Here is a 12,572-nt window from a genome sequence, read left to right on the forward strand (position 1 = left end):
TTATGCATTTTGTAGGATTAACCCCAGCCGTTTAATTTGATACAATTACGGCTCTTTAACTAATTTTATAAGGTATGCGGGTGGTAAACCTAGGTCAGTTGTTTGGCGAGCTAAAAACGTGCTTAAAAAAAGATCAATTCATTTTCAAAAAACGCTTACATGGCGTAAAAAAAATAACGGATGAAAACAAGCATGCCAACGCGCTTGAAAAAATAGCGGCTGATATAACCCGTAGCCAAGAATTACGCGATAAACGCTTAGCTGGCCTCCCTAAAGTGACTTACCCTGAGCAATTGCCGGTAAGTCAAAAAAAGGAATTAATTAAAGGCGCCATTGCAAATAACCAAGTGGTTATTATTGCCGGTGAGACGGGCTCAGGCAAAACAACGCAAATACCTAAAATGTGTTTAGAGCTTGGTCGCGGTGTTGATGGTTTAATTGGTCATACGCAACCACGTCGATTAGCAGCGCGTACTGTGGCTAATCGTATTGCTGAAGAAATGAAGTGTGAACTTGGCCAGCAAGTTGGCTTTAAAATTCGTTTTAGCGATCAGGTATCTAATAATACGTATATTAAATTAATGACTGACGGTATTTTGCTGGCTGAAATTCAGCAAGACCGTTTTTTAAATCAATACGACACGATTATTATTGATGAAGCGCATGAGCGTAGTTTAAATATTGATTTTATTTTAGGTTACTTAAAAAACCTGCTTCCAAAGCGCCCTGATTTAAAAATAATAATTACCTCAGCGACTATTGATCCTGAGCGCTTTTCAAAGCACTTTGATGATGCGCCCATTATAGAAGTATCGGGTCGTACTTTCCCTGTTGATGTGCGCTACAACCCTATTACTGATATTAATAAAGATGATATGGAAGCGGAGGGCGATCAGCTACAAGGTATTTTTGATGCCGTTGATGAGCTGTGCGCTGAAGGCCCTGGCGATATTCTCATATTTTTAAATGGTGAGCGTGAAATACGCGATACCGCAGATGCACTTAGCAAGCGTAATTTAAAACACACCGATGTATTGCCACTTTACTCGCGTTTATCTAACGCAGAGCAAAACCGTATATTTGCGCTGCATTCTCGTCGTCATATTATTTTATCGACTAACGTAGCCGAAACGTCACTCACCGTGCCAGGTATTCGTTATGTAATAGACCCAGGTACTGCGCGTATAAGTCGCTACAGCTACCGTACAAAAGTACAGCGCTTACCAATAGAGCCTATATCACAAGCAAGTGCTAATCAGCGTATGGGTCGTTGTGGACGTGTTGAAGCGGGTATTTGTATTAGGTTGTACTCTGAGGATGATTTTTTATCACGTCCAGAGTTTACCGACCCTGAAATACTGCGTACTAACCTTGCATCTGTTATTTTACAAATGTTGGCGCTAGGGCTTGGGGATATGGCGCAATTTCCGTTTGTACAAGCGCCAGATAGCCGCAATATTAATGATGGCCTAACATTGCTTGAAGAGCTACAAGCGGTAAAACCAGCTAAACGCGATAGTAAAACCAGCCTAACGCAATCGGGCAGGGAGCTTAGTCGATTACCCGTTGACCCACGTTTAGCAAAAATGGTGCTAACAGCCCATAAACTTGGCGCATTGCGTGAAGTGATTATCATTGTAGCGGCGTTGTCTATTCAAGACCCACGTGAACGCCCACAAGAAAAACGTGCTGCTGCCAATGAAAAGCACGGTCGTTTTGATGATCCAGATTCTGATTTTATCGCTTTTTTAAACTTATGGAATTACTTAGAAGAGCAGCAAAGCGAGCTGACTAATAGCCAATTTAGAAAGCTGTGTCAAAAAGACTTCTTAGCCTATATGCGCCTACGTGAATGGCAAGATATTGTTTATCAAATAAGTACTGTGTGTAACGAAATGGGCATGAAAGCCACCAGCCAAGCGGCTGATGGCGAACTTGTTCACAAAGCGTTGTTAAGCGGGATGCTAAGCCATATTGGTTTTAAAGATGAAAAACAAATATACAAAGGCGCACGTAATAGTCAGTTTCATATTTTTCCGGGTTCAGGTTTATTTAAAAAGAGCCCTAAATGGATCATGTCAGCGGAGCTGGTAGAGACAAGTAAGTTATATGCCCGCACAAATGCAAAAATAGACATTAACTGGGTAGAACCATTAGCACAGCACTTAGTTAAACGTAGTTACACAGAACCACATTGGGAGAAAAAGCCAGGTGCGGTAATCGCGTTTGAACAGCAAACTTTATACGGCTTACTTGTTGTAAATAAACGCCGCTGTGTTTATAGCAACATAGACCCTAAAGTGAGTCGAGAGCTTTTTGTGCGCACTGCATTAGTTGAGCAAGAACTGGGCTTAAACGAGGGCTTTTTAGCGTTTAACCGTGAGCTAATAGAAGATATTCAAGTTCTGGAAAATAAGTCACGTCGTCGTGATATTTTAGTTGATGAGCAAACGTTATTTGAGTTTTACGATAAAAAAATACCCAAAGAAATTAATAACCGCGCTGCATTTTTAAAATGGTATAAAACACAAAAACAACAAAATAAGCATTACCTACACATGACTCGTGAAGATCTAATGCAGCATGGTGCAAGTAATATCACTGAGTTTGACTACCCTGACACATGGCAGCAAGACAATATTATATTGCCGCTTGCTTATCATTTCGATCCAGGCCAAGCAGTTGATGGCGTTGCGGTACAAATACCAGTAGCGCTTTTAAATCAAGTACAAGAAAGTGGTTTTGACTGGCACATACCTGCATTTAGGCATGAGCTAATAAGTGGGCTTATAAAGTCATTGCCTAAATCGCTTCGTCGTAATTTTGTGCCAGCACCAAACTATGCTGATGCAGTGCTGGCAGCTATTGAGCCAATGCAAGGTAGCTTAATTGATGCTTTAGCCACGCGTTTATTAAGAATGACAGGTGTGAGGGTTGATCCCGAGGCATGGGATTTAAGTGCATTAGCACCGCATTTACGATTACAGTTTGAAGTACGTGATGAGAGCGATAAGTTACTTGCACGAGGGCTTGATTTAGCCAAGCTCAAAGCAGAGCTGCAAGGTGAAGTAACCGAAACACTGTCTAAAGTAGCCGATAAAGGCATTGAAAAGTCAGACCTAACACAATGGGACTTTGGTGAGTTACCCGCTTCATACGTTAAAAAGCAAGGTCAATATGAGATAAAAGCATACCCTGCGCTGGTGGATAAAAAATCAGCCGCTGCAGTGGAGCTTTTTGATAGCGAAGCAAAAGCGCAGCAAGCACATCAACAAGGTTTGCGCCGTTTAGTACTATTAAATGTGCCATCGCCAATTAAGTACTTACAACAAAACTTACCGAATAAGGCAAAGCTGGGTTTGTACTTTAACCCATTTGGTAAAATAGCTGATTTAATTGATGACTGTATTGCCGCAGGTGTTGATAGCTTATTAGTAAAACACGGTGATATACGCGACGAAAAAGCATTTGAAACAGTAAAAGAGCAAATACGCGGTGAGCTGGGCGATGCCGTTGTATCGATTGCAACGCAAGTTGAGCAAGTATTAAGTATTGCTCATGCCCTGCATAAAAAAATGAAAGGGCGCGTTGATTTAACCATGATAACTGCGCACGGCGATATTAAGTCACAGCTTGAGTCACTTATATTTAAAGGTTTTGTGAGCGCGCATGGCGCAGATAAAATAGCGGATTTAATTCGTTATTTAAAAGCGATTCAAAAACGTTTAGAAAAGCTGCCTGTGGATCCAAATCGTGATAGGTTATGCGTACTAGAGCTAGATAAAGTTGCGCAAGAGTATAAAAAAGTAGTTAATAAAACGCCTAAAGGGTTACCTATACCACAAGAGGTAACCGCTATTTTCTGGATGCAACAGGAGCTTAGAGTGTCGCTATTTGCTCAAACACTAGGAACGCCTTACCCAATTTCAGCCAAGCGGGTACTTAATGCGATAAAAGAGATAGAATAAAACTTGCATTTTCTATTAAGCTTAGTACCTTAATAGAAGGATTTATTTTTGTTTTGAAAAGGAAGCGACATAGTTATGTCCTCATCGATTGAACATAAAACAAAGCGACTTTTAGTGGTAGATGACGAGTATTTTAATTTTGAAATGCTCAAAGCCGCACTAGCGTCGAAATTTGATGTTAGTTACGCAGATTCAGGGCAAAGCTGCCTTGCGTCAGCAATTGCGAGTCCGCCAGATATAATTTTGCTTGATGTTTGTATGCCTGGTCTTGATGGTTATGATACATGCCGAATGCTGAAGCACACACCTGAAACAAAAAATATTCCTGTTGTTATGGTATCGGGCCTAGAGTCCCCATCTGAAAAACAAGCAGGGTTTGATGCTGGTTGTAACGCGTATGTTGTAAAGCCATTTTCAGTGGGTGCTTTGTTGGAAGAAATTAACACGGTTGTTTAGAGGTAACATATGTTTACTGATGATAAGCGAAATTTTAGACGCATGCAGATTAACACTCCTGCAAATTTAACAACGATAGAACCAATAGCGGGTTTAAGTTTTGCCGCAGAGTGCGTGGATTTAAGTGCAACAGGTTTATCAATTCATTTAGATGAATTGCTTGAACCTAATACCTTACTGACGGTGAACATTGATTCGACTCATCCAAGTATTGCGCCTTTAAATGCAACTGCAAAAGTAATACGTGCCAGCAAAGAAGATGATGGCACGGTAACAGCAGGTCTTGAAATCATTCAGTTTAACTAAATCGATTCAGTTAAACTCAATAGTAGATATTAAAAAACCTTACAGATTAAGCCTTTTAAGTAAAAGCCTTCAGGGTAGCTGCCAGCAATTGGATGATCGGCTGCCTGGTTTAATCGCTCCATTATCAGTAGGTCTTTACCTGCATCAAGTGCTGCATCGGCTACTACTTTTTGAAACAGGTTTTGTTCCATTAAACCAGAGCATGAGAATGTTAATAGTGTTCCGCCTGGTTTTAGTATTTGCATGGCAATCATGTTGATATCTTTATAGCCACGACACGCGCCCGTTAGCTGCGCTTTATTATCAGCAAATTTTGGTGGGTCCATTACGATGGTATCAAACTGTCTACCTTCGTCGCGGTATTGGCGTAATAATTTAAATACATCCTGCTTAACAAAGCTCACTTTGTTTAAATCTAAGTTATTATGCTCAACATTACGTTTTGCTGTATCTAAAGCAGGTTGCGATACATCTACGTTAGTTACATGCTCACATCCACCACGCAGGGCATACAACGAGAATGTACCTGTGTAACTAAAGCAGTTAAGGACAGTTTTACCTTTTGAGAAGCGCTCAAGTGCAGCACGGCTGTCACGCTGATCTAAGTAAAATCCTGTTTTGTGACCTTCAATTATATCAACTTCGATTTTTAAGCCGTTTTCTTCAATAAGCACAGGCTCTTTTGGTTCATTCCCCCAAAGTGCGCCTTTAATTGGTTCTAAGCCTTCTTTAGTACGTACATCTACGTCAGAACGCTCATATATGCTAGAGCCGGGGAAAATAGACATCAATGCGCCTACAATCTCGCCTTTATGGCGCTCGGCACCGGCGCTTAATAGCTGGCACACTAATACGTTGTCAAACTTATCTATTGTAACGCCTGGTAAGTAATCAGACTCAGCAGCACATAAGCGAAACCCTGTTAATCCGCCTTCTTCAATAACTTGGCTACGGGCTTCTAATGAGCGACGTAAACGGCGTTCAAAAAAGTGTTGATCGATGACTTCTTTTTCGTCAAAGCTCCAAACACGTGCACGAATTTGTGAGTGAGGGCTATACGCAGCAGTTGCTAAAAACTTACCTTCGCTGTCGTGAATCGTTACTGTGTCGCCTAATCCAGGTTTACCTTTAATTTTTTTGATGGCTTTTGAAAATAACCAAGGGTGTTTTCTTTTTAATGATTTATCGCGACCAGCTTGTAGGTAAACGGCAGATGACATAAGGCTTCTCAGTAGTAATAAATAAGCGCTGTATTTTAGTCAAGCAAGGAGCAACATACAATGAATGTTTTGCAAGGGGGGCATAAAGCACGGTAAAGTACGGATAATTCATTGATTAATTAGCTTTTTGGAACCTAACTTTGTCTGACGTCGCTTTAAGCCCTGATTTAGAAATACTTAACTCACAATGTAGAGGGTTTATCGCCTCTTTAGTGCATGCTGATGTTGCTCATGACATTACTCATATAGAGCGAGTGGTGCGTGTTGCAATACAGTTATGTAATGCGGAGCAGGCAAACATGTCAGTAGTATTACCTGCAGCGTGGATGCACGACTGTGTGGCGGTGGCTAAAAACCACCCTGATCGTGCAAAAGCCTCTACTATGGCAGCTGATAAGGCATTGGAGTTTTTAAAATCGATTAATTATGACGAGTCACTTTTTGATGAGATTCATCATGCAATTGCAGCGCATAGCTTCAGCGCAAATATAAAAATTAAAACAGTTGAAGCGCAAATAGTACAAGATGCCGACAGAATGGATGCGTTGGGCGCTATTGGCGTTAGCCGATGCATGAAAGTTGGTGGCTCAATTTCTCGGTTATTATATAACCCAAATGACCCTTTTTGTGTTGAACGCGAGGCTGATGATAAAACATACACGCTTGATCATTTTTTCATAAAGTTATTACATATTGCCGATAGTATGAATACCCCATCAGCTAAAGCAGAGGCGAATAGACGAACAAGGTATATGCATGAGTTTTTAGAGCAATTAAAGTCAGAAATTGGTGAGTAATGTGAATAATACAAGCATACCGAAATTATCTGGCATTGATCATTGCCATTTAAATGTTGATAACTTAGCTAATGCCGTTAAGTGGTATGAACGGGTTTTAGGTTTTAGCGTAGTGCCAGAGCTTACCTTTTGGAATGAGCATGGGCGAGGCCCTTTAACGCTTGAGGATGCTTGTTCAACCTCTCGTTTAGCATTGTTTGAAGGAGAGGGGCGCAGTAAAGGGATTGCATTTTTGGCCTCAGGGGATCAATTTATTCAATGGCGTATTCATCTTGAGAGTTTAAATATAAAAGTAGTTTTAGCAGATCATGGTGTAACGTTTTCTATGTACTTTAAAGATGAAAGTGGCAATAGCCATGAAATTACGTCACATGACTATCGTTATATAAAATCTTGTTACCCAAATGTTGAGCTTGGCTCTCACAGTGCTAAAAAGAATTAGCTTTCTTGATTTGCATTTTTTATAGCAATAATATCGTCTAAGTTTTTTACTAATAGCTCGATTAGAGCGGGATCGAAATGAGTTCCTGCTTGCTCTTGCATATGCAAAACTGTTTTCTCTACGCTCCAAGCCTCTTTGTAAGGGCGTTTTGAGGTAAGTGCATCAAATACGTCAGCTATAGCAACAATTCTACCTTCAACTGATATTTCTTCGCCTTTGATTCCGTTAGGATAGCCTGAGCCATCCCATTTTTCGTGGTGTTCAATTGCAAGTGTATGCGCAAGTTGTAGTAAAGGAGATGATGAGTTTGCTAAAATTTGCGCGCCAATGGTGGCGTGTTCTTTCATATGATCAAACTCTTCAGAGGTTAACTTTCCAGGTTTGAGTAGGATAGCGTCAGGGATACCTATTTTTCCTACATCGTGCATTGGGGCGGCTTGACGTAAAAGTTCTGCTCGTTGTTCATCCATACCTAGTGCTAACGCTAATACTTTACTGTATTGGCTCATGCGCACTATATGTTCACCCGTGTCGGTGTCTTTATATTCCGCTGCACGGCCTAGACGTTCTACTAAATCTACATGAGCTTGCTTTAATTGCTCTGCTTGTACTAGCGACAAGTGAGTATTAACCCTTGCTCTTACAATGGCAGGGCTTATTGGTTTAGTAATATAATCTACTGCGCCTAACTCAAAACCTTTGTATTCATCGCTTTCATCGCCAAGCGCAGTTACAAAAATAATTGGGATGTGTGATGTTTTAGGATTTCTCTTAACTATTTGGCACACTTCAAAGCCATTCATATCTGGCATCATTATGTCGAGCAAAATTAGCTTAGGTAGCTCTTTTTCAAGTAGTGCCAGTGCGGCATCACCCGATTTAGCAAACGACATACGATACTGATTACCTAACACTTCGCGCATTACTTTTAGATTTGCAGGCTCATCGTCAACAATTAATACCCGTGGCCTATCTGTCGTAAAATCCATTAATTAATACTCATCGTTTGTTAGTTTTTCAAGTAAGGTTTCAAGTATTACGTGTGCTTTATCAAAATCAAATTCATCAAAGGCTTCGGCTATATCATCAACTTCATTTTGAAAGGTAGAAGGTGCGCCGCGTTGCAACTTTGCGAGTAGTTCATCATTTAATTCTGCGTTTTGCGCATCTTGATGAAGTGTTTCACACAATTGCTTAATCTCATCTATTGATAGAGTGTCTGAGCTATCATCTTCAGGCTTGCTATTTGGCTCATCGCAAGTATTTGATGACAGCAGTTGCGTTATAATAAGTAGTTCGTTTTTGATATCGTCTAAAATACTAATAACTTTAGTATCACTTTGCTTTTGCTCTAAATCGGCTAATAACTTCATTAACGTTATTAGGCCCAAATTACCAGCAACACCTTTGAGTGTGTGAATGAGGCTATCGACATCTTTTATGTTTGATAATTTATCATTAAATAATCTCTCAAACCGCTTATCACTATCACTTATAAACTTAGTAATCTCTGTAAGTTGCTTACACTTAGAACCCCAAAGTGCTAATCCTTTTTCAAAATCTATATGCTGCGCTTTAGGATCGCTTTGCGATATAACCATTTCTTTTGCAATACCAAGCCCCAACACTTGCGCTATTTCTTGGTTAAGCTGGTTTATATCGACGGGTTTATTGGCAAAGCCATTCATGCCTGCTTTTTTAGCCGTAAGCTTATCTTGCTGTAATACGCTTGCTGTGAGTGCGATAATTGGCGTGTACTTAAGCTGCCTTTGGTTTTCTATTGCTCTTATTTTTTGTGCTGCTTGTATGCCATCACACAATGGCATATGTATATCCATTAATATGACATCAAAGTCTTGCTCTTCAAATACTTTAATCGCTTCAAGTCCGTTTGACGCTTTGGTAACTGAATGCTGATCTCGTGATAGAAGCAAAGACAGTAGTTCTGTATTTTGCTCTATATCATCAACTACTAGTACTCTAAGTGCAGGCAGTTGGGTGTGTAGACCATCAAAATAATCTATTTTAGATTCGTCACCTAAAGTAAGCGGCAATGAAAAGTAAAAACAGGTGCCTTTACCTAGCTCACTTACTAAGTTTATTGTTCCGCCCATAAGCTCTACAAGTTGTTTACTTATGGTTGTACCAAGGCCTGTACCACCAAAGCGGCGGGTAGTAGTGCCATCGGCTTGTTCAAAAGGTTGAAATACAGCTTGAATACGATCTTTTGCAATACCAATTCCGGTATCTTGCACTTCAAAAAACAGATGCTGATTTTGTGTCATGCCAACGGTGACCGTAACAGAGCCTTTTTCGGTGAACTTAATCGCGTTACCAATTAGATTAGTGAGTACTTGTCTGAGTCGATCTGGGTCGCCGTAGTACGTAGAACTTACTGATTCTTTAATATGGAGTTTAAGTTCTAAATCTTTCTTTTTAGCTTCTAGCCAAAAAGTAGAAATAATACTGTCTATCACTGGTTTTAAGCTAAAGTGGACTGGCTCAATGGTGAGCTTACCGCGTTCTAGTTTTGCAGAATCAAGAATTTCATTTAACAATCTTAGCAATGAACGCGCTGCATTATTTACGGTAACCAAGTGCTTTTGTTGTTCTTGATCAAGTGGGGTGTCCATTAATAGATCGCTAAAACCTATTATAGAATTCATTGGGGTGCGTATTTCATGGCTCATATTAGCCATAAAAGATTGCTTTGCATGAGCAGCTTCTTCAGCTTTAAATTTAGCTTGCTCTAGTTTTTCTTCATATTCTTTGCGTTCAGTAATATCGACTAAAACACCATCAATCCACTTTGGGTTGCCTTGAGCATCAAAGTCGATACTCCCTTTATCTAACAACCACAAAATTTTGCCATTTCTATGTCTAATTCGGTATTCAATAGAATATTGAGACTTTGCATCAACAGCTTTAGTGACTTCATCAACTATTTGTTTTTGGTCTGATTTCAAGACCAAGTCATTAAACTCGATACAATGCTCTGTAAACTCATTTGGGTTATACCCTGTAAGCTCAATTATATTTGGACTAATAAATAACATAGTCCAGTTGTCATCAAACTTACATCTAAACGCTACTCCGGGCATGTTATCGATAAGAGAGCGGTATTTTTGTTCTTTCTCTTCTAAACTTTGTTGCAAAGCGCGTTGTTCGGTCAAGTCGGTAATAAAGCCAACATATAAAGGGTTATGGCCCGGCTGATTTACTTCGCCTATACCTAAGCGAATAGGAAAAACATGTCCGTTCATGTGTTTTGCATATACATCACGGTTTATGCCTATTATTTTACCTAGATCAACATTGTGAGCATTTAAGAGGTATTCGTCGTGGTGCTTGGCAATGTTATCGTCCATTAGCATTTTTACGTTTTTGCCTTGAACTTGGTTTTCTTGCCAGCCAAAAATTTTACTAGCGGCTTCATTAAAACTTAAAATAATACCAGCATGGTCAATGGTAACAATGCCATCTATAGCGGTACCTAAAATAGCATTTAGACGGGATTCTTTTGCCGACTTCTCCTCAAGTAGCATGCGATAGCGAACCATACCATTTATTACACCAACCACGCTTGTAATCGCGATAGTTGCTGTGGCGACTGCAATGGCGATAAAAGTTAGTCCTGCGGTTGCATTAGCATCATCATAGATTAGTGGCGATGTAGCTACAAAACGTGTAGCGGCCATACCCATGTAGTGCATACCAGCAACAGCACACCCTAAAATAACAGCGCTAATTGAGTTATTTTGAAGAGGTGATAAAGAGGGTAAAAAACGCTCAAGATTAAAGCGACTGTAAAGGGCTATAAAGGAGAGGGCTACAGCAACAATGATTGATAACGCAAAAATCAATGGATCATATCTAAGTAAAGGAGCAAGATCCATTGCAGCCATGCCGCTATAATGCATAGTGCCAATGCCAGCTCCTAGTAACACGGAGCAAATCGACAATACTTTTAGATTCCCTTTACTATTTACTAGCATTGATACAGCGTACTGACATGCTATAAATGCTGGTATAAAAGAAAGGAGAGTGATTGATGGATCATAATCAATATTAGTACACAGTGAAAAGGCAAGCATACCAATAAAGTGCATACTCCAAATACCAGCCGAAAAAACAGTAGCAGCGGTCACATTTGCTAAACGTTGGTAGCTAGGAAATTGAGTTTCTTTTGCGAGCTCTATAAGCCGAATGGTGAAAAAGGCTGCAAAAATAGCAATTAGCAATGACATTGAAACTAATAGAGGATCGTAAACGCCATTAATGATTAAGCTAGGATCTTGGTCTGTGATAAAAAAAGCTGATAACATAATGGCTCAAAATATAATCTTTATTTATCAAGTTTAATCTAATTAATTAATAAATAAACTGTTAATCCAATGAAGTGATTAAAATAACGAATTTATTACTTTTAGTTTTCTTTTATTTATCAGGCATTAGTTTTTTAGTTGGTGTTTTTTATTCTAATGTATTGCCTGTCACAGGACTAAGTTAGATTTATATGGTCATATTTAAGTTTCTATCGAGTAACCTTAATAAAACTAATGAATTGGCTTAACTAAGCGAAAATTACACTTTATTTGGTTTTATTAATTGCTGGTGAATTTTCTCGTAGCAATATCATTAATGAGTATGAAAGTGTTTGAATATCAGTTAAAGAAAAGTATAAAACGTAAAACGGTTGCCATTAAAGTACATAACAAGAAGGTGACTGTATATGCCCCTCAGTTTGTTAGTAATAAACACATTCAAGAATGGCTTTTTGATAAGCAGGTGTGGGTAAATGCTCAATTAACTAAACAGCACAATATTGCTGATAACAGACAGAACCCGCTCAAAGACAAACAAATTTTAATCTTTGATAGCATTGAAAACATAGAATTTAAGCAAGGTACTAAGTCCGAAGTAATAAACAGTAACGACAGCTTGCTTATTACGCACTCTTCGCGCGTTAAAAATACTTCGCAAAAATATCAGCAACTTCTTGAAGAATATTTAAAAGAGCAACTAACTGCATATATAGAAATGCGTTTAGCGTACTTCTGCGCACAAATGGGTGAAGAATTACCTACGAGTCTAAAAGTAGCTATTTATAAGCGAAAGTGGGGAAGTTGTAACAGTAAGCGAGAGCTAACATTTAATTTGCATTTAATCGGAGCCCCTTATCATGCTATTGATTATGTGATTGTTCACGAGTTAGCGCATTTACGTCACTTAAACCACAGCAAAGCTTTTTGGCAACACGTTGAGCATTTTTTTCCTAATTATAAAGCATCATCAACATGGCTAAAGAAAAACAGTATGAGTTTACAATGGGTGTTTTGAAGTTAACCTGAATATAGGAATATAGGAATATAGGAATATAGGA

At 39.2% G+C, this 12,572-nt stretch carries 9 protein-coding genes; 6 read left to right on the forward strand and 3 right to left on the reverse strand.

All coding sequences use genetic code 11. The features are described from left to right. The first annotated feature begins 80 nt into the window (after window positions 1-80). The 3 genes from hrpA (at window position 81) to H5126_RS18555 (ending at window position 4,730) form a co-directional block, all read left to right on the forward strand. Window positions 81-3,968 (forward strand): ATP-dependent RNA helicase HrpA, encoded by a 3,888-nt coding sequence (hrpA, locus tag H5126_RS18545; protein WP_182720953.1) that lies wholly within the window; start codon window positions 81-83, stop codon window positions 3,966-3,968. 75 nt (window positions 3,969-4,043) lie between these two features. After that, entirely contained in the window at window positions 4,044-4,424 is a 381-nt protein-coding gene (locus tag H5126_RS18550; protein ID WP_024597850.1) for a PleD family two-component system response regulator, read from the forward strand. A 9-nt stretch (window positions 4,425-4,433) separates the two neighbouring features. Beyond that, window positions 4,434-4,730, forward strand: a complete 297-nt coding sequence (locus H5126_RS18555) for a PilZ domain-containing protein (protein WP_007581065.1) — start codon at window positions 4,434-4,436, stop codon at window positions 4,728-4,730. 29 nt (window positions 4,731-4,759) lie between these two features. Here H5126_RS18555 and H5126_RS18560 read toward each other — a convergent pair whose 3' ends face one another. Next, on the reverse strand, window positions 4,760-5,950 hold the full coding sequence (locus tag H5126_RS18560) for a class I SAM-dependent methyltransferase (RefSeq protein ID WP_002961441.1): 1,191 nt from the start codon (window positions 5,948-5,950) through the stop codon (window positions 4,760-4,762). Window positions 5,951-6,090: 140 nt separating this feature from the next. Between H5126_RS18560 and H5126_RS18565 the strand changes: the two genes are divergently transcribed. Continuing rightward, window positions 6,091-6,747: an HD domain-containing protein gene (locus H5126_RS18565; RefSeq protein WP_039487345.1), complete on the forward strand. Its 657-nt coding sequence runs from the start codon at window positions 6,091-6,093 to the stop codon at window positions 6,745-6,747. Between the two features lies 1 nt (window position 6,748). After that, window positions 6,749-7,189: a VOC family protein gene (locus tag H5126_RS18570; protein ID WP_182696112.1), complete on the forward strand. Its 441-nt coding sequence runs from the start codon at window positions 6,749-6,751 to the stop codon at window positions 7,187-7,189. Here the strand turns inward: H5126_RS18570 and H5126_RS18575 are convergent. Both H5126_RS18575 and H5126_RS18580 read right to left on the reverse strand, forming a co-directional pair. Then, window positions 7,186-8,178: a two-component system response regulator gene (locus tag H5126_RS18575; protein ID WP_002961438.1), complete on the reverse strand. Its 993-nt coding sequence runs from the start codon at window positions 8,176-8,178 to the stop codon at window positions 7,186-7,188. The genes H5126_RS18570 and H5126_RS18575 overlap by 4 nt on opposite strands. A gap of 3 nt (window positions 8,179-8,181) precedes the next feature. After that, window positions 8,182-11,514, reverse strand: a complete 3,333-nt coding sequence (locus tag H5126_RS18580; RefSeq protein WP_182720954.1) for an MHYT domain-containing protein — start codon at window positions 11,512-11,514, stop codon at window positions 8,182-8,184. 316 nt (window positions 11,515-11,830) lie between these two features. Between H5126_RS18580 and H5126_RS18585 the strand changes: the two genes are divergently transcribed. Then, window positions 11,831-12,529, forward strand: a complete 699-nt coding sequence (locus tag H5126_RS18585) for a M48 family metallopeptidase (protein WP_182721549.1) — start codon at window positions 11,831-11,833, stop codon at window positions 12,527-12,529. Window positions 12,530-12,572: the final 43 nt, after the last annotated feature.

Origin of the sequence: Pseudoalteromonas sp. SG45-3 (assembly GCF_014164075.1) — a bacterium.
GTDB lineage: Bacteria > Pseudomonadota > Gammaproteobacteria > Enterobacterales > Alteromonadaceae > Pseudoalteromonas > Pseudoalteromonas distincta.